Origin of the sequence: Sphingomonas tagetis (genome assembly GCF_024211275.1) — a bacterium.
Classification (GTDB): Bacteria; Pseudomonadota; Alphaproteobacteria; order Sphingomonadales; family Sphingomonadaceae; genus Sphingomonas; species Sphingomonas tagetis.
Map to the genome: position 1 here is coordinate 67,506 of NZ_JAMLDX010000014.1, position 21,667 is coordinate 89,172.

Below are 21,667 nucleotides of genomic sequence, written 5' to 3' on the forward strand. Positions count from 1 at the left end.
GCTCGCGTGGATCATCTGTCCCGCGCTTCAATTCCGTCCCTACCGCTAACGCTACGGGACGTGCGGCGCTTGAGCGCGCCGCCGTGCTGGGCATGAGAGCAGTGCTTTCTTGCTGACGGTGCGGAAGGCGCTCCGCTGGTAGTATCTAGTACTAAGGTTCCGTGTCCCGTGGCGGGACCGTTTCAGCCGGCGAAAGGGTGGTAAAAACGGGACCGGTTCGAGCCCGAAAAGTCGCGGCCTAACAGTCCGGTTTCGGGACCGTTTCGAGGATGACCAAGCGCCAGCATTTCACCTGCCGCGTCTTGCCGATCCGGTCGCCGGTGTCGAAGATGAGCCCGCACCGCTCAAGCCGCGCCATGCTCGCCATCACCCGCTTCCGCTCCAGCATCGTGAACTCGGCGACCGCCGCAACGGATGGACAGCACAGGCCGGTCTTTTCGTTCATCGCATCCGCCAGCGCCCACAGCACCAGCTTGTCCGTCGCCGCCGGCGGGCGCTGCCTTCCCGCCCACTCGACCGCTTTCCGGCTCATGCATCACGCGATGCAGCCGCCGCTGCGGCCTCCTGCGCGGCGAAATGCTTGGCGAGGGTCGAGCGGCGGGCGCAGACGATGCGCCCCTGCTTGAACGTGGGCCAGCCGCTAATCGCGATCTGGTGTTTCGTTTGAGGGATCGTCAGCCCCACAAAATCGGCGATTGCTTCAAGCCCATATAGCAGGTCCGCGCCTACATTCTGTGCGTCACTCATGCGTAACTCCATGCGTAAAATGATGCGCAACAGCACCGCCGTCCGCGCTGATCCGCTCCAATGTTTTCCGGTACTTAGTCATCCGTCCTCATCCGTAGCGGAGGCGGTAAAAAGGGGGCCGAAGCCCCCTAAGAAACGGCAGATTTCTGCGGGTTTCAGCCCGCAAATCGGTCAAATCCGTGGTTTTTGGATCATCATCAGGGCATTGTCGGCCATGACGATTTCACTGCCCGCCATAGCGATCACCGAGCCCATCGAGGCCGCAAGGCCGTCGATATGGCAGGTCACCTTGCGGCCGCTCGCCGCGGCGCGGATGATGGCGTTGTAGATCGCCAGCCCCTCCATGACGTAACCGCCCGGGCTGTTGATGCGAACATCGAGGTCGTCGTCGCCGGCCGAGATCATCGGAACGAGCGTCGCCGCATCGAGACCGTCCCAGCTGTCGCCGACGATCCCGTAGATCAGGATTTCAGACATTAAGGTTTCTCGCGCTGCGCGCGGCCCTCGACCGCGTCGTTTAGGTTCGTGGCGTTGCCCGCCGAGGTGACGTGTCGCGGGTCGCTGTCGAAAATCAGGCCGAGCTCATCGAGCCGCTTGGCGTCCGCGGCAGCCTCGGCAAAGAAGGTGTCCGGGTCTTCGCCGCGCTCGCGCGCCAGACCAGAAAGCGTGGCCTGCCCGGAGCGAACGGCGTCGCGGTTGGCGACGATTTCGCTCGCCGGGTCGAGCATTTCGGTTTTCGGCGGCGTCCACCGCATCTCGACGCCGGTCGTGTCAACGCCGGTCGCCTCGAGCGCTTCGATGTACCAGGCCTCCACCGCCGCGCAAAATTGCGGGATGAACATCAGCCATTGCCACGTCGCGACATCTCGCTTGTACGAGAGGCGACCAAGGCGGCCGGAGATGAAGCTCACGCCCGACAGGTCGCCGGTCAGTTCCTCGTATGGCACCCCCATGCCGACCGCGACCGCGCGCAGCGAAACCTTGGTGAAATCGGGATAACCGTCCGACTTGGGCGGGGTTGAGAACGTCACTTCCTCGCCCGGCCGGGCATATTGGAACGTTCCGGGCTCCAGATAGTCGAGCGGCTCCTGATCGATCGGAACCGGCATCGCATCGGGATCGTCACCCTCGGACACGATGCCGGGGATCGTCGCGTCGATGTCTTCGCCGGTCACCACACCGACATAGGCTGCGGACAGCTTCTGGCGGCTCAGCTCGGCGTCTTCGAAGTCCCCGAAATCCTTCATCCGAAGGAGCACGGGCGCGAGCCAGGTCGCGCCATGCTCCTGCTCGGGGCGGTCCGCGCGGTAAATATGCGCAATATCGCGGGCGGGGACGAACGTTGAGCCAACGCCGTGCATGCCGAGGCTGCCGGGATGAGAATTGTAGAGCCAGTATCCTTCGCGCCGACCGATCGGGCTGAACTGGATGCCGTAGATCGAATATCCCGGGGTCACACCGGGCGAGGCGCTGAGCGGCCCGGTCTTCGACGGGTCGATATAGTCCGCTTCCAGCACCTGAAGCTGAAACGGAAGGGGCAGCCGGTCACTCGCCCTGCGCCAGCGCCGGCGCATGACCGCCCCGCCGCTTTCAACGATGGCCCGCGCCGCCTGCAACTGGAGCCCGTAGAGGTCGTGGCGTCCGGCCGCATCGCAGTTGGGCTTGTCGAAATGGCGGCGGGCGACCGCGTTCAGCGCGTCGTCGACCTTGCCGTCACGATAGACCTGAAACGTGATGCCGGTGCCGACGATGTTTGCCGCGATCGAGGCGACACCACGCGCCGCGAACGGGTTATTGCGCACCAGTTCGCGCGCCGTGGCCCGGAGCAGCCGCTGGGCACGCGGGGTAAGCTCGCCGTTGGCATCGCGGATCGATCGCCGCCAGCCTGCGGCACGCCGCCCGTCGGTCGCGCCGTCATATTCGGCGCGAGGACCGCGGCGCGGCGCAGACGTCTTCGGCTTTTCGCCGATCATCTGCGCGGCGGGCGGGTCGCCGAACAGGATCCGCAGCGGATTCCACACCATCAGCGCACGCCGCTCCGATAATAGGGCACGCGGCGGCGGCGGATGCTGCTGGCCGACACGTTGAGCATCGCAACCTGTGCGGCAATGACTTCTTCGGCTTTCAGCAGCTGGTCGAGCGACTGATATTCGGTCGATCGGCCATCGGCGAAGGTGACCTTGCGGATGCCGCTCTTGATGGCGGCGCGGATCGCGACGAGGTCGTCGGCGGTATAGGCCATGTTACCTCCTCCTCGTCGTAAACGGGTTCGGCCGGCGCGGCTTGCGCTGGCTGGCAGGGCGTTGGGCATCGGGCTGCGGCGGTGGAGCCGCATATTCGCCCGGTGGCTGCGCCTTGATCCTTGCCTTGGGCAGTTCGCCCCGGATCTTCTTCCAGTCGCGGTCGGTCCATCGGTCGACGCCCACCGCGATCGCGACCGCGCGGGCGTAGATCGCGTTATCGAGCGCCTCGTTGCGCGGGCGGGTCTGCTGCCATTCGCGGGCCATCTTGCCGTTGCGGCGTTTGATGGTCACCAGCTGCTCGGAAACCAGCTGCTTCGTCCATTCGTCGGTCGCGCCGTCCGGCAGGAACACATAGCCGTCGGGATAGTCCTCGCCGTCGACCGGCTTATCCAGCTGCAGATTGCCGTAGAGCTCGAGCTTCAGCATGCTCGTGCCGACGAGCCAGAGCTTCACGCCCCGCCTGACCTTCTTCCCGTCGATCGTCGCATCGACGCGCGTCGGCCCAGCGATGGCCTGTTCGGCGCCAAGCGTTGCGCGCCCTTTCAGCGCCATCACGAAGGCCGGACGCCGGCGCGCCCAGCCATAGACAAACATGGTGTTCTCACCGTCGCCGGAATCGATGCCGACCCGGGTGAGCCGGAGGCGGCGACCGTCGGCGGTGAGCCATTCGCGGTCGACTTCCTTGTCGAGCTTCGCCCACGTCTTCTTGTCGGCAATCGCGCCGTGGACCTCGATGTGATCGACCAGCGCGCGTTGCCGGTTCGGGCCGAATGCCCAGATATCAAGTTCGATGCGCCCGCCGTCGGCGCGCTGCACGTCGGCCGCGCCGACGATGATGCCCGCCCAGTCGGGCACGGTGCCGATCGGCAGGCTCGCTTCGCGGCGCTCGTACAGGCGCTGCCATTCGGGCGCTTCGCCGGTTTCCTGCCACGCCTCGCCCAACACCTGGTTGACGAACGTGCGCAACTGGTTGGGGTCGTTCCTCACTTCCAGGAACTCCAGCGCTAACTTCAGCCACGCAGCGCCGGGGTGCTGACTATAGGCCGCCCAGATATGGAAGGAGCGATGGCGCGGGTACGCGGCGGGATTGTGCGCCCGCCACTCGCCGTTCTCATCCATCCATGCCTTGTGCGATTCCTCGATCGCTTCATTGCAGCCGGCGCACTGATACCAGGCGCGGGTCGGAGCATGGCGGGGCTCCCAGCGGATACCGGGGCCGGTGCCATCACCGAAGGTGAGGATCTGCATATGCCCGCAATGGGGGCAAGGGACGTAACGGTACTCCTGACTGCCCTGCTCGAACATGGTGTCGATGCGGCTGAACCCCTTGACCTTTGGGGTCGAACCGGCCGCGCTGAACCGGCGCGGTGAGGTCAGATTTCGCTTGTACGCCAGCCGGGCAGGGTCACCTTCTTCCTTCGATGCCCATGGGTAACCATCGCATTCCTCGAGATACACGCCGTCGGCGGTAACGCGGCGGAACTCCTTCGGGCTGTTCGCGCCTTTGATCTGGACCCATCCGCCTTTGTAGCGCTTGGCCCGGATCTGGTTGTCGGCATGCCGCGGCTTAAACGTCGCGACTTCGCGGACGATCGGCCACTGCAAAACGGGGTCGAGGTCATCGCGGCTGAACTTCTCGGCGTCGTCGATCGTCGGCTGGTAAATCAGGTCGCGCGCTGGATCGTACCGAATGCGATAAGCGACCCAGCATTGCAGGATGGTCGAATAGCCGATGCGGCTGCTCTTGCGGACCGACACCTGCTCGGTTTCCGGGTCCGGGAAAGCATCGGCCATGTCGGCTTGAAACGGAAACGGTCGGATACGGCGACCGTCGTCGGTGCGCCCATGCTCCGCCATGAACTCGGACAGCAGCGGCTTCTCGCGCGGCTTGAAAATCATCAGCCATTCGCGGACAGCCTTTGCGATCACGCCACCGGCAACCACCAGCGGCGGCAATTCAGCTTTCGTCGTCGGGGCCATCTTCCTCATGCAGGCCCCCGCCTCTCGCTTCCTCGACCTTGGCCACGCTCATTTCGTCGAGCGCGTCCGCTATGGCTCGGTCGATTCGAGCGCGCAGCTTGTGGTCCCCGTTGGCGACTTCGAGGCCGACTTGCTGAAGGCGCGTGACCGTCAATGCGATCACGCTGATCACGGCACCGCTCATGTCGGGCAGCGACGCCAGTTCCTTCCGGCGCTCAGCGTTGTCCATCGCCTTACTGTCGGCCTGTTCCTTGGTCAGGCGCGCGCGCTCGGTGTCGAAGTCGATATCGCCTTGCGCGCCTTCAACGCCGTACTTCGCCTGCGCCCAAGCCTCGATATTCTCAAGCAGGCTGGCGCCATCCTTGGGCAGATCGCCCTGCGCGCGAAGCTCGCCGATCCAGCGGCTTGACACGCCGAACACGGCGGCGAGCTGGGGGCGGGTCGGTTCGTCGATGTCGATTTCCACCGGACTTCCCTCCAGCGCTATCGCCAGTTCCCATGCGTGAGCGCCAATATTGGCGGATTTCCGCCGTTTCTCGCCGCATCAGGGAGGAAGAACCATAGCGAAAAACTGTGGCTAGACACTTTATGCGCCTTCGCCCCCCGCATTGTCCCAGAGCGCCGGAAGGACCCATGGGAAGGGGGTCGTCGGGTTCATCGCGGCACCGATGCGGGCGGCTGCGCGGGTTGCTTGGTGTCCGCGCACCGATGGCCAGCGCCTGCCTCGACCGGCGCCTCACAGTGGAAGCATCGATAGGCGCTGCTCATGGTGCGATGTCCGTAATCACGCGCCCCGCCCCATCGACCCGATCCCACTCGGCCGGGTTGCTGACGGTGGTCACGCGGACCGCGGTCACGCCGCCGTTGTTGGCGTGCACAATCACCGCAGCAGCGCTGTGCTTGTGCCGGATCAGATCGCCGGGCTTGAGCGCCCGCATCTCGTCTGCGGTCATGGCCCGACCTCGACAGGCGGCTCGTGCTTCTCGATCAGACGGCAGATCAACTTAAAAGCGCATTTCATTGACGGTTCGGCGATGGCGAGGAACGCGCGATGGTCGGGTGCGCCGAGGCGCTTGGCCGCATCATCCATCACTGCGACGCTTGGTCGATAGTCACCCATGCTATCCGCCCCTCACGATCAACCGCAGGCGCGCGGCCAGTTGCTCGCCCTGCTCGATGCGGCGTTCGGTCTCGGCATGCGACCGTGCGGGCAGTGCATAGTCCTGCGCCAGCCATTCGACGTCGCGTGCAATGCGCTGCAGATCATGGGCGGCGCTGCCGGTTCGGCCCATCCGCACCTCCGACAGATAAAAAGATAGGCCACTTATCTTTCCGCTTGCATAGGAAAGATAAGCAGCCTATCAAAAGCATGTCGGCGGGAAAGCCCTCCCGCTGACGAACCGAAGGAGAAAGCTGATGATCAGCTTAATCATTCGGTTGGTGACGAAGTGGTTCACGATCGAGATCGAGACCCGCTTCTAACCTAACCGGGGTCCGGCGACCGAAATATCGGCGTCGGGCTCCAAGGGCTGAAATATAGATGGAGCCCGGTTAATGCAACCTGACGAACTCAAGGCCGCCCGCAAAGCTGCTGGCCTGTCGCAACATGAGCTGGGCGAACTGATCGGCCTTTCCCGTGTGACGGTGGGCCTCATGGAGCGCGGCAAGGCACCTATCACGGACCGGACCGCAAAGGCGGTGCAAGGGTTCTGCGCGCACAGCCGGTCCATCAAAGACGTCTTCACCGTGGAACATATGGGCGGACTGCATTGTGTCATCCGCCGCAGAATGCGGGAATACACTGGCGGTGCTGCAATGGCCTCGTTCAACCATCAGGCGACGATGTACGGGCGCTTCCAGCGCCGCGACCATGCCTACCGCTGGGCCGCAGCGCTGATCCAGTCTGAAGCCGCCGCCGGGACTTCACGTCGATCGCGCGAACTCGTCCGCAGCAGCATGGTGATCGCCACCGCCCAGCCCAATGCGGGACTCGAACCCGCGCCCTCGGCCATTGCCACTCGGTCGTGACGAACGGTCGCGCTCTACCAGCTGAGCTAATCGGGAAGGACGGTGGCGAAGCGAAGCGGCGTAGCCGGCCCGAACGATACACGGGCACTTAGGCGGACGCGGTGATGAAGACCAACGCGCCTGGCTGGTATTCCAGCCGTGGCCGCTATCTGCCGGGGCATGCCCGACAAGGGGATACTATCTACGCTTCGGCCGGAAATTGGCGGCGTCGCGAGCAAACGCCGCGCCCCATGCCTCGGCATCTTGTGCGGCCAACGATCCTGACCCGTCGGGCGTGAACTTTGCCCCGCGCAGCCCGCGCGCTGCGGCGATGGCCTGATCCTCGAACCATTCGGCGCAGTTCAGTTCGTTGTCGTGCTCGTCCCAGATGTCGATGCCGAGATGCTCGAGCCAGTCAACATCGTCCCATTCTTCAGGCGCGCCAGCCGGAATGGCGAGGCTGGCCTGCCATTCGTCATATGCGTGCTCAGCAACGCGGAAGGAGCCCTCGCTGACGAAATCCGCCTGCTGCGGCTTGGGGTAGCGCTTGATCCCGAACAGCGCGACCGAGACCTCGTCGACCTTAGCCTCGAACTCCGGCCGCCATGTCACGCCGCGTTCCTGCGCGATCCATTGCTCGATTTTGACGAGCAGCGGGATGTCGCGAAAGACTATCGGCGCGGGAGCCGCGAGGGGCTCAATCATGTGGGGGAAGCGCTTCAGGCATAGCTGTGGCAGGGCCTTTTTGCCGATTTTCGTGGCCACCTTCAAGCACTTTCTGCGTCTCCGGTGCTCTCAGCGCCGAACGCCCGCTCGCGGACGATTTCGGCGATATCATGCCACGGCTTGAGCAAGCCGCGATCGTCGAGGAACACGGGGTCGATCGGGGGCAGCAGGTACGGCTCGTCGGTCTTGTCACGACCCGCCTCCATCGCCCGAGCCAGTTCATAGTCGGCGGCCGTGCGGCGAACATGCGGTTCGGATGTCGGAAGGACACGAGGTGGGCGCGCCTCGTTCATCGCATCAACCGTCTCCTGATCGATGGCCGAAAACGCGCTGGCGACGCATAGCGGCCAGCGATCGAGCGCAACGATAAGCAGGCGGCGGGCCTTTCGGTTGTGGACGCGGTAGCGCCGGGCCACGACGGTGTAACCCTCCTCGCCGACGATCATGTCGAGCGTCAATTCTCGCGGCAGGGGCAGCGTCTGGCGCCAGATCGTATAGGCGTGATGCATACGCACGCGATGAATGCGCTCGGCGACCGCACCACCGCGGCGCGAGCTGTCGACCCGGGCCTCCAGGCTGGCGACCTTGACCGCGACATCGGACTCGATGCTGCGATGCACGTTTGCGATCTGGGCGGCGTGTTCGACCTGCTCTTTGGTGATCGTGCCGTTCTTCTCCATCTGGATCAGCGCATCGGTATGCTTGCCGTCCTGTTCCCAGGTCTCGGGCGTCCCGACAGCCTTGTGCGACCACTTTTCGCGCAGCTGCACGGCTTCCTCGATTCCGGGCTCGAGCTTTGCACCCTCCGCCAGCAATCGCTTCCGCTCGATCTTCCACGTCGCCTTCGTCATGCCGTCCGGGCGCTTCAGCTCGACCGGTGCCGGGCGCGGCTTGCCCAAGACGAGGTGATCAACCCGTTGACGCTCGCGCTTCGCCGCCGCGGCCAGCTTCGCCATGCGACGGTTGAACTGCTGAACGGCGGCCGGATCTGTCTCGTAGCGCTTGGCCAACATCCGCCGAGCCTCGGCAATGCGTTCCAGGCGCTCCTGCGCTCGGCGCCGATCATTCGTCTCCACCGTCAATTCCTCCGCCCCTTCACTCAAATCGCTCACCGGATTTCCTCTGCCTGTTGACGGGAGCGGGGTGGATGGGGTAGCGCGTTAGCGCGCTCCCCATACCCCTCCCCAGGCTGGCGCGCTGGCAGGCCATCTAACCGGCCCCCTGCCCAGACCCAGAATGGAACCCCGCCCGCCGCGAGAAGGCGGCGGTCAAATGTGTGAGTATCGGCGGCGGTCACCCGGATCAGGGCGGTGTCGGCATCTATCGCTTCGACGCTGGCGCCCTTGAGGAAGCGGCACAGGCCCACCCGGTCGAGACGCCGGGCGCGTTGGTCGAGTTCAACCCCAAAGACGTCCACCGTCGACCAGCCGGCTTTGACGAGATCTTCGCCCCAGTTCGTGACCAGCGCTCTCGCGTCGGCAATCAGCCGCCGCCAATCCGACGCCCTGATACCGTCTGGCGCGGTCGTGCCGCGAATAGCCTCGATCGCAGACGACCAATTTGCGACACTTGCGACAGGTGCGACACTGCCAAGGAACTCACTCTCGGAAGCGCAGAAAACCGCGATTTCTTGTGTCGCATCGTCTGTCGCGTGACTCGGTTGCGACACTGCGACAGCGCGCGCTTGGCCGTCCGGTTCTGCGACATTTGCGACATTTGCGACATCATCATCGTTCCACCCGAAATCGCCTGAGAAAGCCTGAGCCGACGCCGTCGCATTACCTGTCGCACCCGACTGCGACGCGGCCGCCGGGCGGGTGCCTGCATATTCACAGGGGCGTGTCGCAACGGGTGTCGCAACGGGCGCGACATCATCCCAAGCAAAGCCGGCGCTGAAAAGATCGGCGATCATTCGCCGCCTACCGGAATGACGGTATAGGCCTGCGCGTAGAACGTCGTTTCGTCGCCTTCGAGCGACAGGTGCGCCCCGCCCTTAATCTCGGTTAGATGCTTATGCTCGACGAGAATTTCGATGGCGCGCTTGAGCGCGGCGGCGCCGCGGGTCTGCGTTGGACCGCGGCGATTGAGGAAGCGAAGGCCCACCGCGCCAAGTCCGCGCTTCCTGATCCATTCGATCAACGTCGCGGCATTGGCCGTGTCATTATCAAGGGCCGAGGTACCGTACAGCCTCACCGCCTCGCTTGCGTAGAACTCCATCAACGCGATGCCGGCGCTGACCGCCTGCTCGCTTAGCCCCTCTTCAACCAGTTTGAACCGACCCTCAAAAAAGCTGATCGTCGCCGCCAGCCGGGTTGCGTTCTCGGTCATCTTGGACGCGAAGTCCGCGATCTGCTCATAAATGCCGCCGGCCGCGAGCTGACGTTCACAGTGATCGCTGAACGCAATCAGCTTGGCCTTGGCGCCGGATGTCAGTTTGACGATCGAGAGGTCGAGGGCGCGGGTCTGCGCATCACGATATCTGAACTCGGTCGCAAGCAATCGGCCGAGCCGGGCCTGATAGGTGGCGAGATCCTTTCGATGATCGTCGCTCGGCTCCTTCCAGAACCGAGTGCCTTTTAGGCTTTTCGGCGCGGCTACAAGGATTCGGCTCAGCAGACCCTGATTACGCACCGCGGGGTTGCCGAGCAGCCTGGTAGAGATGTCCGGCTGCACCATCAGGTGCACGCACAGGCGACGGCCATAGAGGATTTGCGTGCCGTTCTCCTTGTCGGCCCGAACGCGCTTGATCGCTGATCCGTCCCACAGTTTCGACAGCATGCCGCCCGTTGCCGCTTGGTTCTCTTCCTGCATCGACCAGCCGCCGAGGAACGTCGCGCCCTCGTCCGAGAACAGGCCGAGTGCCGGCATGGCTTCGGCGAATAGGCGCTGGATGCCGGGACCCGTCGGCTCATCCACCGTCAGCAGCGGCTGCACAGGCGGAATCGGCGGTTTGCCGCAAGCCTCAAGCTGATTTCGGATATCGTCGCGGCTCTTGTTCGATCCGTTCTTCGCCTTCGTCGTCGCCGCCTTGAAGGCAGCGTCGTCGATGGCGTACTCGTGCTTGCGCTGCTCGAAGTTGACGGCGAGCTGTTCCTCGCGCTCTTTGACCGGGGCGATAGCCAGATTGTCGGACGTCGACTTCCGATCACCCGATGCGGCGATCGTGAAGAAGAACAGCGACGTCGGCACGATGCGCTCGGTGATTGTCTCAACGTTGACGAAGCCCTGCGTCGCCAAAGACGCCGCCGATAGGACCGACTGCGCCGCGAGCGACACTGGCACCTGCGCGATTGCTTCAATCGCCAATATCGCATTGCGGAGGGTTGGGCTGAGCGCGCCGATGGGGTATTCGACGGCGTCGGCCGTGGCGCCGCGCAGATCGAGCGGCTGTGATGCGACCGGAGCGGCGTCGGCGAATTGCTGGGCGAAACCGTCAGCCATCGTTGGCGACCCCGCGCAGCTGGTCGTTCCAATCGTCAAACCGTGATGACGGCCACACGAAACTCACCTCAAGGCCGAGATCCGCCAGCGCGATTGCCGCCTTATTCGCAGCCACGCGACCGGGCGTGTTGTTCTGCCCCGCGATGATGACCTTCCTCACCTGCGGTGGATATTGCACCTGCGGCATCATGCTTGTGCCAAACGGCACCCATACGGGGAGTCCTGGCCCCTCTTGCATGATCGACAGACCGTCTTCCGGCCCCTCTGCCATGACGATGCAGGGTCCGGCTGGAGCCAGGCGCAAGGCTGACCCGCGAATCGTGCCGAGGCTGAGTTTGCAGTCCTTGCGACCGCGGCGAGGATCGTCCTTCTCGAAGAAGATACGCTGGATGCCGACCACGGCGCCAGTCGCGTCCTGCGCGCCGCAAATGATCGCAGGGCGCTTCCGTCCCCAGTCGCCGCTTTCGGGATCGCGCCAGCTCGGCACCATGCCGAACCGGACAACGTCGGGGGGCTGGATCGTGATGCCGCGCGCGCGCAGATAGACCTCGCCCGGCGTGCCCGCGATCGGCACGGACACCTTGTAGAATTGGCGAGCATCCTGCTCTTTCGCCAAATCCTCGAGCCGTTGCTCCGCTATCGCCTTCGCCCGCTCGGCGGGCGCCCATGTCGGCAGGTCGTCGTTCGCCAGCCGATTATAGGCTTCACGGAAATCGCAGCCTTGGCGATCCATTACGAACCGGACGATGTCGCCGTGCCAGCCGCAGCCGAAGCAGTGCGCGAACCCTTTTGCGTCGTTCACATAGAAGCTCGCCGACTTCTCAACGTGGAATGGGCAGCAGCATTTCCACTCCCGTCCGGCGCGGATCAACTTGTCCCCGCGCCCCACCACCGCGGACATCGGCACCGCTGCTTTGAGGTCGTCGACCAGCCGCCGAAAGCTGGCATCGTCAAGCCGCTGGCGGGCGCGCCGCCCCGCCGCTCTTGCGCCTCCGACCATCAGATCACTTCCCGGCCGAGGAGGAGGTGCCCGTTACCGGGTCGAAAGTGCGCATGAACTGCCGCACCCGATCTTTGGTGTCGTCGAAGACGCGACGGCCGAGGCGCAACTTTCGCACAAAATGGCGGTCGCGGGTCGCCAGGGCGCTGAAGCGGGTCGGCTTCATGCTCGTGAGGCGGAGGAAAGCCTCGACCTCGTCTCGGAATGGGTCAGTCATTAACCGCACTCTAGCGTGTGCCGTAACACATTTTCAAGGCATATAGTGTTTTACATCACCACCTATCGCAAAAGGATGTGAAATGGCACACCGCAGCATGGCATCCGACGCACTCGACACCCTGCGAACGCGCCTTGCGCAGGCAATGAACCAGCGCAACGTGACCGCAAAGTCCCTCGCTAAATCCGCTGGCCTCGGCGAGACGGTGGTTCGCGACATCACCCGGGGATTAACGCAGGACGTGAAGCTCGGCACGATCGAGAAGCTCGCTGCAGAGCTGAGGATACCGCTCGCGTCGCTGCTGCCTGGATCGGGCTCGATTGTGCACTCCGATCAACCGACAACCCTAACCGCAGATGGCGGCGAGGGCGTGCCCGTCATGCGCATGGACCTGTCTTACGCCATGGGCGACGGCACAAACATTGATGAGAGCTACATCGAAGGCGAGCCGGTTGTGTTCGACTTGGGATTTCTGCGACGTCTGACCCCTTCCAGTCCAAACCTGCTACGCGTGGTCAACGGCATTGGCGATTCGATGCAGGGCACCATCAACGATAACGAGGAACTGATTCTCGATCTCGGGCAGCGCGTGCTGAACATGCAGGACCGCATATGGGCAATTTCGCTGTTCGGCGTCGGCGCCGTAAAGCGCCTGCAGGTGGTCGGGAAAGAGAAGATCCTTGTGATCAGCGACAACCCGGACGTCCCGAACGTGGAGGTCACTACGGATGACCTCGCGATCGTCGGCCGCATCGTCGGGTCCTTCCGGAGGCACTGAATGCCAGATTTCCGCGGGTGTGCTAAAAAACACTTAGCCGCTTGACAGTGTGCCACGACACACCCCATAGTTAACGCATCAGCCGAGCTGGTGCGCACGACTCGCACGACGCCCTGGCAGAGCTGATCCGCAGGGTTAGGAAAGGCGCGCTCGGTCACCGGCTATAGGGACCAGCCTCCACCGATCTGACCTGCATCACTTTGAGCAGGAGGTAGGCTTATGGCCGCCGTGGCAGAACGCGCACCCTCGGTGCGTGATGGGAAAGTTGCGTCCAAATTTCAGCGGACGCGTCGCACGAAGCAGGAAGTCGAAGATGGCCTCGCCTATGCCCGAGCATGGCGGGTTCGGACCCGTCCGTATTTCGACGAGCTTTACCCCGAAACCGTTTCGCCGGTCCGCTGCTCGCGGTGCGACCAGTTTGTGCCGGCGAGCCATGATCTCGCCAGCGCTGCGCAGGCGCAGGGAGGAATGGCATGAGCCATCTTCCCGGGCAGGGTGCTATCGCCAAGCGCATCCTCACGGCGCGCGACGAGCGAGAGGGTGGATTTCGCATCTTTCCCGCCATCCCGCCGCGGTTTGGCGTCATTGCCGTCAAATATTCCTCCACGATGTTCCGTGCCGGTGAAGTCGCCGTGTACGACGAGCTTTGGACGAGCGGTAAGCCGCAGGACGAGCCGCTCGTCGAAGATGGCGGCGTCTACGTCATCCAATATCAGCGCCCCACCGCTGCGATGACCTGGGACATGTGGTGGGCCGGTCGGGCGGGGTATTGTCCCAGCCTGCTCGACGTACAGTACGAACTCGTCGTCGCCAGTCGCAGTTCAATGCCCGGTCGCGAGGACAAGTGGCAAACGCGGCCTCTGCGCGATGCGCGGCCGGGTGTGTTCATCTGCACGGATGGTCCGCTCGACGAGATCCAGCTGACCAACAAGATCGTCGGCAAGGTGGTGGGCATCTACAACCCGGCCGCATTCGAGGGGAGCGCGAAATGAGCGACCTTCCTATTCACTGCGCGACCGCCGACGAGCCGATCCAGCCTCTCAACGGACGCGATTGGCAAGGCCCCGACATCGCCGTCGTCATGCCGATCGAGCAGATGCTCGACGTCTTACGCGAGCTTGATGACGACGAGGTTGGATATGTCGCACTGTGGCTGCGCATGGTCGACACCGTCGGCTGCAAGGTCCTGCTCGACTATGATCGGGACGCTACCCGCGGCCTCATGCACTGGACGCCGTGTGACCCTCAAATCCGTCACCGCTCGCGGTACATGCACTTCCTGTTCGAAGACCTCGCCCGCATCGATGGAAGGCAGGAACTGCTTGCCGACTATCTTGAAGAGCGGGGCTGCTATTCGGATCGGCGGCCACGCAATCCGCGGGAAACGACCGCAGCGCTGCGCAGCTTCATCCAGACCGGCGGTCGCCTCCTGCTCACCCCGGCGGGCCGGGTGTTCATCGGCGGCGGCGTACCCCGCGCCTTGATCGACGGCACCGACGAGGAAGTCGAGGCGTGCCGCGTGGCTACCATGACCTTCATCGATGTCCGCAAGCGCTACCGCGCAGATCCTCAACTCAAGCGCGCCCTGCGGATGCTCGGCACGCCCACCAACAATGGCTGGCGAGTTCTGGAGGCAGCAGCATGACCCGTGACGACACCCATGCCGCAGCGATCCGGCTCTACGAAGTTGGCTCGCGCATCCGCTCGCTTTGCGAAGGACTGAAGCTGGTTTCGGACGAAGGCCCGCAGTGCAACTCTGGCCTGGTCCTCGACTTCGCGGACGTTATTCAAACGCTCGCCAGTGAGGTTTCATCGGTCGGGGAGACCATCGAGAAGGCCGGCCAGGTCACCGCGCCGCCTGCTACGGCGGCGACCGCATGGCTGGAGGCAATTGCCGCCTACATCGTCGCACGGACGATTTCCGAGGCGACGCCCGACGATGCTCCGAATGTGGACGAGCTGACCGATGTCTGGTGCGTCGCAATGGACAAGCTGATCGACCTGCCGGCGCCTCGCCATGCGGATATCCTTTATAAGCTGGCGCTGATCGAGGACCGCTTTGAGGGCGGTATGATCCCTGACGACTACATGGCCGCGATCAAGGCCGACATTCGCCGACTGGGCAAATTGGGGGCTGAGGCATGACCCAGCCCCTGAACTACACGCCGAAAGCCATCGCTGATCTTAGCGCCATGGCCGCCGTCGCCGAGCACACGGCGCCCATGACCGCCATCGGGCTCCGCTATCTCGTCGATAAGCTGAGGTCGGCGCAGGTCTTCGTTCTTTTCGATTCGGGCCAACTTCTGGATCGGTCTAAGCCGCGCCCAGAGTTGCCCGGCCTTGTTCTGCGACCGCCATTCCCCGTCGTTGCGCTCGAATATGCATCGGCAAGCCATGAGTGGGGGGACTCGGTTTACACAATGTCGAAGTGCTCGAAGCGCATTTCGCTCGCCTGGGATCACAAGGACGACCTTCCGCCATTCGCAGAACGAATCATGGGAGGTCCGTTGCCCCCAGGCGTGATCATCGCGTCGATTCCATTCTACGACAGCGAGGGGGCGTGGATGCCCACCGCCGTTGCGATGCATGTCGAGTATGATGGCGACTGGATAGCTCAACAGCGAGACAGCAATTTCCGCCGCGAAATGATGGCGGCCGGGCGAATGACAAAGGCCGTTGCCGAGAGCCGCACCCTGCCAGGAACCGCCGTTCCGATGTCCCCCGAGACGTGCATCGCCGCGATCTCAACCGTGGGCGGCGCGCAGGCCATGGACATGCTGGCGGCCGACGTGATGGACGAGGCCGCCGCGTACATGGACCTGTGCTGGGCGCTTGCATGCAAAAATATATCAGCGAGCGAGCATCCAGCCCCGGCCAACCTGAACCGGGCGCGGGTCAGGAAGGGCAAGGAGCCGCTTAAGCCGTTCCATGTGCTCGAGCTGGCCGGAAATGCTGTCGGCACTGGCGACGGCACCGGCAGCATCTCCAGTCGGCGCGCCCACTTACGGCGAGGCCATATCCGCCGCCTTGGTCCAGACCGGGTGACATGGGTCAATCAGACGATGGTCCACGGTCGCGGCGCCGGCTTCGTCGAAAAAATCTATTCGATTGGCGGGAGGCGCGCATGACCGGCATTCGCCTCGCCGCCAGCAATGACCCGGTAGACGCCGCCTGGGCTGCATTCGACGCTGCCGCCATCCGCTTCAAGCGCATGTACGACCGGGTCGAACGGCTATCGATCGATCACGAGCGTGCAGCGCGCATGGAGGCCGCGCAGGAAGTCGCGCGCCTATGGGACGAATGGCGCGCGCTGTACCTCGCGGCGAGTGGCGACGACGAGCCGAGGCCGGCGGCATGACCGAACCGCTCGGCGTCCGTTCGTGGCTCAACAAGGGCCAGCCGAAATCGACCTGGCCGGGCTGGCTGCTGGCGCACACCGTCGGCCGGCCTGATCCGAACGGGTCGTTCCTGCTCAAGACCATGATCGACGATCGCCAGATGCAGGCGCGCGTCCTCAAGGGCTACATCGTGGTGGAACGCAAGGGCGTCGCCTACACCCGCCACCCGGAGGAGATGCGCGCCTTCCTCGCCGAGCTGGACGAGAAGGAAAGCGGAGCATACGGCCTGCTGCCCAAGGGCACCGCGGCTGATGGCCGGGCGGTCGCCGATGTCGCCGATTTGACCGACGATACCGATGATATCTCGCTGCGGATGCGCGGGGTCGAGCCGCCGGTGCAGATGAGCGAATCGTTTAGGGCCAGCACCACCCAAAAACCGCAGAAATCCGCCGCAAAACCCTGCGAATCGCTTGCGATGGTCACCACCCCCAACCGCCGCAAGTTCGCGCCGCCGAAGGGCATGCCGCCATCGATCGAGATGCGCCACCCGGGCGAGTTGAAGATCGACGACAGCTACCAGCGGTCGATCGACACAGGCCCCAGCCGCGCGCTGATCAGCAAGATCGCGAACGAATGGGATTGGCGGATGTGTTTGCCGCTGGTCGTGTCGAAGCGCGCCGACGGCTTCTATGTGATTGACGGTCAGCACCGGCTCGCGGCGACCAAGCTGCGCGGTGATATCCCCTATCTGCCCTGCTGCGTCTTCGTGTTCGACAGCGTCGCCGAGGAAGCCGCGATGTTCGTGGCGATGAACCGTTCGCGCCGAGCCATAAACCGGCTCGACGACTTCCATGCGGCGCAGGCCGGCGGCGACGCGGACGTGCTGGCGATCACCGCCATGATCGAGGGCGTCGGCTTCACGGTGAGCCGGAAAACAGGTTCGGGCGCGTGGGCGCCCGGCGAGGTGGCCTTCACCAGTGCGATCGCGAAGGCCCGCCGTCGGTACGGCGACGATGTCGCTCGCGGCGCGCTGGAGATTATGTCCGAGGCCTTCGCCGGGCAGAGGCTCGTCGTCGGCTCCCCAGTCTTCACAGCGGTTGCCAGCGTCCTCGCTGATAAAAGCTTCGGCGCTGACAAGTCCCGTCTGCTCGCGGCCGTGCGCACGTTCGACATGGCTGGATGGGCCAGTCTGATTGGGGAGTGCAAGGGCGGCACCGATCGAAACCGGCACCTGCGCGACTTCCTCGTCACCGCCTACAGCGAAGCGGGTGCGGCATGATATCGATCGCGCGCATTCACCCTCCCCATCGGAGTCACGCGCGATCGGAAGATCGCCGGCGTCGCATTGTGCGAGCAGCGATCAACCGCATCCAGCCGATACCGTTCAGCAAAGGGCCGAACCTCTGGACCGTCGGAGTTCGAGGATGGTTGTTAAGCGCGCCCACCAAGCGCGAACTCGCCCTGATGCTGTGGCATTGGCATGCGCCCGAAACCGAGGCTTCGGCATGACCAGCTTCGTCGTATCGCTGCACGCCGCCGAGCGCTGGTGCGAGCGGGTCAATCCGTCCCTTACGCCGGTGCAGGCGATCGGCGTGATCGAGCAGCACGCCCGCATCATCGAAGCCGCCATCCAGTTCGGCTGCACCTATGTGAAGATCAACCGGAAGACGCGGCTGGTCCTGCAGGGCGCCGTAGTGGTCACCGTTTATGGCTTTGAGCAGCGCCCGCGCAGCACGCGGTGGGACGTGCCGGAATGAGCGATCTATTCTCATATCCGCACCAGCCCGGTGCGCAGGACCGCGACACGTCGAGGGACGCCGCGACCGCAGCCGCCGAGTCCGCGCCGCTGCTGCGCGCCAAGGCGCTGGCGGTGCTGGAGCGCTCGAACGGGCTCACCGCCGATGAGGTGGCCGGCCGGCTCGGCCTGTCGATCCTTTCGATCCGCCCGCGCATCACCGAACTCTCACGGCTCGGCAAGGTCCGCGACAGCGGCCAGCGCCGGCGCAACGCCAGCGGCCGGAACGCCATCGTCTGGACCCCAATCTATCCCGCCCGTCTTGCGGGCCAGCGGAGAACAGCATGACCATTGAGACGGCGAGAGTCGCCGGACCGTTCCGCGTCCATAAGGCAGACCGCGCTCGGCCACGCCGGGCGCACCCGACATTCGAGGCCGCCGAAGCCGAGGCGCATCGGCTAGCAACACTCCAGCCCCGCGACGCCTTCGTGATCGCACAAGAGGTCGCGCACGTCGGCCAGGCAGGAGACCGCCATGAATGATGATGCATTGGTCGCGCTGGTCGAGAGCACGGCGCGCGAGGTTGCAGGAAATTTTGTGACCGGAGATCCAATGGCGCCCTTCACCCTGATCCAGGCGGCATCGGCGATACTTGTGACGACCATGCCGCCGAAGCTGGCGGCGAAAATGATGCGAGACCTCGCCGAACTCGCCGCCGAAACCATCGAAGAACGATTCATGCCTCCGGCTGGTCGTCCGTCATGATAGCGCCGATTATCGTATCTGTAATCGCCGCCCTCGCGTTCTATGGCGACGTGGTCGGCCAGCTGATCGCGTGCGCTTGGCTGACCGTCGGCGCCTATTTCGTCACGCAGACGGAGAGCCGCGGCCTCTACGCCGATATCGTGTTCCTGTTCACTTGGCCGATCCATGTCTGGTTGGAGTGGGACGAGTGACCAGGTTCGAACGCGGCTATCGCGCTGCACTCGCCGACGTGACGAAGCTGCTCAAGCTCTACGGGGACGAGAACATGACGATCTGCGGCGATAATATCCTCATGGACCCGCTGCTCCACGGCGAGGCTTGGACCGAGGAGAACGTCAAGCGGTCTGCGGACTGCAGCGTCCGCAGCACCATCCATTCCTCACAGTATCACGCCAGCGAACACCTGCTCGCTGCTATCGCCAAGATGCCCCGGAGGGCCGCATGACTGACCGTTTGATCCGCCTCAAGGAGGTGCTGACCCTCGTACCGCTGAGCCGCTCGACGATTTACGAGCGGATGTCGGGCGGCACGTTCCCGCGCGCACGCAACCTCGGCGGCGGTGTTGTAGCGTGGCGCGAAAGTGATATCCGGGAGTGGATCGAGCAGTGTCCAGAAACGGAGCAGCAATCGCCCGAAAAATAATTTGGGGGTAGCTTTGGGGGTATCGTAGCCCGAAAGCTCCTGAATTAGGTGTGGGAACGTGATGGAAGTCCCTTCCACCACCCCCCGCCCAGCGCGGCGGCCAGGCCCAGCCTCAATCCCCGCGCTTGCTATCCGTCGCATCGGCGGCAAGCGACTGCCGCATCTGGCCGTCCCATTCGCGTTGGTAGGCGATGTTGCGCTCGTGCCGCAGCCGCCGCCGCACGAGCTTTGCCTGCGCGCGGTGGCGGACATAAACCCAGCCGGCCACGGCCACCGCCGCGGCAAGGATCAAAATCAGCGTCAACGACCCAGGCATGCGCAATCCTCCGGACTCGCAGCACCCTCTCCGATTCGCATCTATTAACCAAAGTTATGCCGCATATGCCGGTGAAGGCAATTGCGAAGAGGTCAATGTTGCGGGCGAGGGGACCGGTGGAGCGGGTAGCGGGAATCGAACCCGCGTATTCAGCTTGGAAGGCTGCTGCACTACCATTGTGCTATACCCGCGCTCCGGGACGGGCGAGTTGCCACAGGGGGCGAAGCGGGTCAACCACGGCATCGGCCCACTCCCCCTTGACGCGGCGCGCCCACCCGGCCAAACGCGCCCGGCATTTCTGAAAAGCCCGGCCGCCGAGTCCTGTCGAAGGGCGGCCCTGGTTCGCCCGGCAGGCGGAGACGTGTATCCATGGCAAATGTCGCAGTGATCGGCGCCCAATGGGGCGACGAGGGCAAGGGCAAGATCGTCGACTGGCTCGCCAGCCGCGCCGATCTCGTCGTGCGCTTCCAGGGCGGCCATAATGCGGGGCACACGCTCGTCGTCGGCGAGAAGGTGTACAAGCTCTCGCTACTGCCCTCGGGCCTCGTCCGCGGCACCCTGTCGGCGATCGGCAATGGCGTGGTGTTCGACCCCTGGCACTTCCGCGACGAGATCGAGCGGCTGCGCGCGCAGGGCGTCGAGATCACGCCGCAGAATCTGCAGGTCGCCGAGACCGCGCCGCTGATCCTGCCCTTCCACCGCGACCTCGACGCGCTGCGCGAGGATGCGTCGGGCGCGGGCAAGATCGGCACCACGCGCCGCGGCATCGGTCCGGCCTATGAGGACAAGGTCGGCCGCCGTGCGATTCGGGTGTGCGACCTCGCCCATCTCGACGATCTCGACGCGCAGCTCGACCGTGTCTGCGCCCATCACGACGCGTTGCGCGCGGGCTTTGGCCAGCCGCCGATCGACCGCGCCAAGCTGCTCGACGACCTGCGCGAGATCGCCGGTTCGGTGCTGCCCTATGCGGCGCCGGTGTGGCTGACGCTCAAGGACGCCAAGGAACGCGGCCGCCGCATCCTGTTCGAGGGCGCGCAGGGCGTGCTGCTCGACGTCGATCACGGCACCTATCCGTTCGTCACCTCGTCCAACACGGTGAGCGGCTCCGCCGCCTCGGGCTCCGGCCTCGGCCCGGGCTCGGTCGGCTTCGTGCTCGGCATCGTCAAGGCCTATACCACGCGCGTCGGCTCGGGTCCGTTCCCGACCGAACAGGATAACGAGATCGGCGAACTGCTCGGCACCAAGGGGCATGAGTTCGGCGTCGTCACCGGGCGCAAGCGCCGCTGCGGCTGGTTCGACGCGGTGCTGGTGCGACAGTCGGTCGCGGTCAGCGGCATCACCGGCATCGCCCTGACCAAGCTCGACATCCTCGACGGGATCGAGAAGCTGCGTATCTGCACCGGCTACAAGGTCGGCGACAAGCATTACGACTATCTGCCCCCCGCCCCGCAGGATCAGGCGCGCGCCGAAGCGATCTATGAGGAATTCGACGGCTGGACGGAGTCGACCGCCGGTGCGCGCAGCTGGGCGCAGCTGCCGGGTCAGGCGATCAAATATATCCGCCGCATCGAGGAGCTGATCGGTTGCCCGGTCGCGCTGGTCTCCACCAGCCCCGAGCGCGAGGACACAATTCTGGTCCGCGATCCGTTCGCGGACTGATTGCAAACGGCCCCGCGTCTGCGTGACGCGGGGCCGGCTTCGGCATTCGCCGCCCCGGACGTGGCGGGGGGAT

General features: G+C 64.5%; 33 protein-coding genes, 2 tRNA genes and 1 pseudogene. 17 read left to right on the forward strand and 19 right to left on the reverse strand.

The features are described from left to right. Positions 1-238: 238 nt before the first annotated feature. From M9978_RS16525 to M9978_RS16570, 10 genes are all read right to left on the reverse strand, one after another. The gene (locus tag M9978_RS16525; protein ID WP_254295115.1) at positions 239-532 is read right to left on the reverse strand and encodes a helix-turn-helix domain-containing protein; all 294 of its coding nucleotides are present in this window, start codon (positions 530-532) and stop codon (positions 239-241) included. Further along, on the reverse strand, positions 529-783 hold the full coding sequence (locus M9978_RS16530; RefSeq protein ID WP_254295117.1) for a hypothetical protein: 255 nt from the start codon (positions 781-783) through the stop codon (positions 529-531). Before M9978_RS16530 ends, M9978_RS16525 begins: the two co-directional genes overlap by 4 nt. 135 nt (positions 784-918) lie before the next feature. Beyond that, positions 919-1,224, reverse strand: a complete 306-nt coding sequence (locus M9978_RS16535; RefSeq protein ID WP_254295119.1) for a Clp protease ClpP — start codon at positions 1,222-1,224, stop codon at positions 919-921. Beyond that, positions 1,224-2,771 carry a phage portal protein gene (locus tag M9978_RS16540; protein ID WP_254295121.1) on the reverse strand — a complete coding sequence of 516 codons (1,548 nt, stop codon included), beginning with the start codon at positions 2,769-2,771 and terminating at the stop codon, positions 1,224-1,226. The genes M9978_RS16535 and M9978_RS16540 overlap by 1 nt, the downstream gene beginning before the upstream one ends. Next, complete coding sequence (locus M9978_RS16545) at positions 2,771-2,989, reverse strand: phage head-tail joining protein (RefSeq protein WP_254295123.1); 219 nt, start codon at positions 2,987-2,989, stop codon at positions 2,771-2,773. The genes M9978_RS16540 and M9978_RS16545 overlap by 1 nt, the downstream gene beginning before the upstream one ends. Position 2,990: 1 nt before the next feature. Then, positions 2,991-4,979 (reverse strand): phage terminase large subunit family protein, encoded by a 1,989-nt coding sequence (locus tag M9978_RS16550; protein ID WP_254295126.1) that lies wholly within the window; start codon positions 4,977-4,979, stop codon positions 2,991-2,993. Further along, entirely contained in the window at positions 4,948-5,436 is a 489-nt protein-coding gene (locus tag M9978_RS16555) for a terminase (RefSeq protein WP_254295127.1), read from the reverse strand. The genes M9978_RS16550 and M9978_RS16555 overlap by 32 nt, the downstream gene beginning before the upstream one ends. A gap of 298 nt (positions 5,437-5,734) precedes the next feature. Then, complete coding sequence (locus tag M9978_RS16560; protein ID WP_254295129.1) at positions 5,735-5,923, reverse strand: NlpC/P60 family protein; 189 nt, start codon at positions 5,921-5,923, stop codon at positions 5,735-5,737. Beyond that, positions 5,920-6,060, reverse strand: a complete 141-nt coding sequence (locus M9978_RS16565; protein ID WP_254295131.1) for a hypothetical protein — start codon at positions 6,058-6,060, stop codon at positions 5,920-5,922. The genes M9978_RS16560 and M9978_RS16565 overlap by 4 nt, the downstream gene beginning before the upstream one ends. A 31-nt stretch (positions 6,061-6,091) precedes the next feature. Continuing rightward, entirely contained in the window at positions 6,092-6,262 is a 171-nt protein-coding gene (locus M9978_RS16570) for a hypothetical protein (RefSeq protein WP_254295133.1), read from the reverse strand. Between the two features lie 262 nt (positions 6,263-6,524). On the opposite strand from M9978_RS16570, the pseudogene M9978_RS23390 reads away from it, so the two are divergent. Continuing rightward, a pseudogene (locus M9978_RS23390) lies at positions 6,525-6,656 on the forward strand (helix-turn-helix transcriptional regulator); the annotation flags it as partial. Positions 6,657-6,945: 289 nt separating this feature from the next. On the opposite strand, the gene M9978_RS16575 reads toward M9978_RS23390, so the two are convergent. From M9978_RS16575 to M9978_RS16605, 7 genes are all read right to left on the reverse strand, one after another. Further along, a tRNA-OTHER gene (locus tag M9978_RS16575) sits at positions 6,946-7,033 on the reverse strand. A gap of 142 nt (positions 7,034-7,175) precedes the next feature. After that, the gene (locus tag M9978_RS16580; protein ID WP_254295135.1) at positions 7,176-7,748 is read right to left on the reverse strand and encodes a hypothetical protein; all 573 of its coding nucleotides are present in this window, start codon (positions 7,746-7,748) and stop codon (positions 7,176-7,178) included. Beyond that, positions 7,745-8,815 (reverse strand): shikimate kinase, encoded by a 1,071-nt coding sequence (locus M9978_RS16585; protein ID WP_254295137.1) that lies wholly within the window; start codon positions 8,813-8,815, stop codon positions 7,745-7,747. Before M9978_RS16585 ends, M9978_RS16580 begins: the two co-directional genes overlap by 4 nt. Next, positions 8,812-9,615 carry a hypothetical protein gene (locus M9978_RS16590; RefSeq protein ID WP_254295139.1) on the reverse strand — a complete coding sequence of 268 codons (804 nt, stop codon included), beginning with the start codon at positions 9,613-9,615 and terminating at the stop codon, positions 8,812-8,814. Before M9978_RS16590 ends, M9978_RS16585 begins: the two co-directional genes overlap by 4 nt. Continuing rightward, entirely contained in the window at positions 9,612-11,144 is a 1,533-nt protein-coding gene (locus M9978_RS16595) for a YfjI family protein (protein WP_254295141.1), read from the reverse strand. The genes M9978_RS16590 and M9978_RS16595 overlap by 4 nt, the downstream gene beginning before the upstream one ends. Continuing rightward, entirely contained in the window at positions 11,137-12,144 is a 1,008-nt protein-coding gene (locus tag M9978_RS16600; protein WP_302054061.1) for a CHC2 zinc finger domain-containing protein, read from the reverse strand. Before M9978_RS16600 ends, M9978_RS16595 begins: the two co-directional genes overlap by 8 nt. Before the next feature lie 4 nt (positions 12,145-12,148). Beyond that, positions 12,149-12,361, reverse strand: coding sequence for a hypothetical protein (locus M9978_RS16605; RefSeq protein WP_254295143.1), 213 nt, complete (start codon positions 12,359-12,361; stop codon positions 12,149-12,151). A gap of 82 nt (positions 12,362-12,443) precedes the next feature. On the opposite strand from M9978_RS16605, the gene M9978_RS16610 reads away from it, so the two are divergent. The 15 genes from M9978_RS16610 (at position 12,444) to M9978_RS16680 (ending at position 19,619) form a co-directional block, all read left to right on the forward strand. Next, positions 12,444-13,139 (forward strand): S24 family peptidase, encoded by a 696-nt coding sequence (locus M9978_RS16610; RefSeq protein ID WP_254295145.1) that lies wholly within the window; start codon positions 12,444-12,446, stop codon positions 13,137-13,139. A gap of 219 nt (positions 13,140-13,358) precedes the next feature. Beyond that, on the forward strand, positions 13,359-13,616 hold the full coding sequence (locus tag M9978_RS16615; protein WP_254295147.1) for a hypothetical protein: 258 nt from the start codon (positions 13,359-13,361) through the stop codon (positions 13,614-13,616). Next, a complete protein-coding gene (locus M9978_RS16620) occupies positions 13,613-14,131 on the forward strand; it encodes a hypothetical protein (protein WP_254295150.1) in 519 nt (172 codons plus the stop codon). The genes M9978_RS16615 and M9978_RS16620 overlap by 4 nt, the downstream gene beginning before the upstream one ends. Next, the gene (locus M9978_RS16625) at positions 14,128-14,784 is read left to right on the forward strand and encodes a hypothetical protein (RefSeq protein ID WP_254295152.1); all 657 of its coding nucleotides are present in this window, start codon (positions 14,128-14,130) and stop codon (positions 14,782-14,784) included. Before M9978_RS16620 ends, M9978_RS16625 begins: the two co-directional genes overlap by 4 nt. Beyond that, positions 14,781-15,284, forward strand: coding sequence for a hypothetical protein (locus M9978_RS16630; RefSeq protein WP_254295154.1), 504 nt, complete (start codon positions 14,781-14,783; stop codon positions 15,282-15,284). The genes M9978_RS16625 and M9978_RS16630 overlap by 4 nt, the downstream gene beginning before the upstream one ends. Next, positions 15,281-16,267, forward strand: coding sequence for a hypothetical protein (locus M9978_RS16635; protein WP_254295155.1), 987 nt, complete (start codon positions 15,281-15,283; stop codon positions 16,265-16,267). The genes M9978_RS16630 and M9978_RS16635 overlap by 4 nt, the downstream gene beginning before the upstream one ends. Then, a complete protein-coding gene (locus tag M9978_RS16640) occupies positions 16,264-16,497 on the forward strand; it encodes a hypothetical protein (protein WP_254295156.1) in 234 nt (77 codons plus the stop codon). Before M9978_RS16635 ends, M9978_RS16640 begins: the two co-directional genes overlap by 4 nt. Then, positions 16,494-17,756 carry a DUF6551 family protein gene (locus M9978_RS16645; RefSeq protein ID WP_254295157.1) on the forward strand — a complete coding sequence of 421 codons (1,263 nt, stop codon included), beginning with the start codon at positions 16,494-16,496 and terminating at the stop codon, positions 17,754-17,756. Before M9978_RS16640 ends, M9978_RS16645 begins: the two co-directional genes overlap by 4 nt. 226 nt (positions 17,757-17,982) lie before the next feature. Further along, a complete protein-coding gene (locus M9978_RS16650; protein WP_254295158.1) occupies positions 17,983-18,234 on the forward strand; it encodes a hypothetical protein in 252 nt (83 codons plus the stop codon). Beyond that, complete coding sequence (locus M9978_RS16655; protein WP_254295160.1) at positions 18,231-18,560, forward strand: hypothetical protein; 330 nt, start codon at positions 18,231-18,233, stop codon at positions 18,558-18,560. Before M9978_RS16650 ends, M9978_RS16655 begins: the two co-directional genes overlap by 4 nt. Further along, positions 18,557-18,754: a hypothetical protein gene (locus tag M9978_RS16660; protein WP_254295161.1), complete on the forward strand. Its 198-nt coding sequence runs from the start codon at positions 18,557-18,559 to the stop codon at positions 18,752-18,754. Before M9978_RS16655 ends, M9978_RS16660 begins: the two co-directional genes overlap by 4 nt. Next, a complete protein-coding gene (locus tag M9978_RS16665; RefSeq protein WP_254295164.1) occupies positions 18,747-18,977 on the forward strand; it encodes a hypothetical protein in 231 nt (76 codons plus the stop codon). Before M9978_RS16660 ends, M9978_RS16665 begins: the two co-directional genes overlap by 8 nt. Beyond that, on the forward strand, positions 18,974-19,168 hold the full coding sequence (locus tag M9978_RS16670; RefSeq protein ID WP_254295166.1) for a hypothetical protein: 195 nt from the start codon (positions 18,974-18,976) through the stop codon (positions 19,166-19,168). Before M9978_RS16665 ends, M9978_RS16670 begins: the two co-directional genes overlap by 4 nt. Continuing rightward, complete coding sequence (locus M9978_RS16675) at positions 19,165-19,422, forward strand: hypothetical protein (protein WP_254295168.1); 258 nt, start codon at positions 19,165-19,167, stop codon at positions 19,420-19,422. Before M9978_RS16670 ends, M9978_RS16675 begins: the two co-directional genes overlap by 4 nt. Beyond that, positions 19,419-19,619 carry a helix-turn-helix transcriptional regulator gene (locus M9978_RS16680; protein ID WP_254295170.1) on the forward strand — a complete coding sequence of 67 codons (201 nt, stop codon included), beginning with the start codon at positions 19,419-19,421 and terminating at the stop codon, positions 19,617-19,619. Before M9978_RS16675 ends, M9978_RS16680 begins: the two co-directional genes overlap by 4 nt. A 112-nt stretch (positions 19,620-19,731) precedes the next feature. Here the strand turns inward: M9978_RS16680 and M9978_RS16685 are convergent, their stop codons facing one another. Together M9978_RS16685 and M9978_RS16690 are read right to left on the reverse strand one after the other, a co-directional pair. Beyond that, entirely contained in the window at positions 19,732-19,923 is a 192-nt protein-coding gene (locus M9978_RS16685; protein ID WP_254295172.1) for a hypothetical protein, read from the reverse strand. 129 nt (positions 19,924-20,052) lie between these two features. Continuing rightward, positions 20,053-20,126: transfer RNA gene (locus tag M9978_RS16690), tRNA-Gly, on the reverse strand. A 178-nt stretch (positions 20,127-20,304) separates the two neighbouring features. On the opposite strand from M9978_RS16690, the gene M9978_RS16695 reads away from it, so the two are divergent. Next, positions 20,305-21,594 carry an adenylosuccinate synthase gene (locus M9978_RS16695; RefSeq protein ID WP_254295174.1) on the forward strand — a complete coding sequence of 430 codons (1,290 nt, stop codon included), beginning with the start codon at positions 20,305-20,307 and terminating at the stop codon, positions 21,592-21,594. The last annotated feature ends 73 nt before the right edge of the window (positions 21,595-21,667 follow it).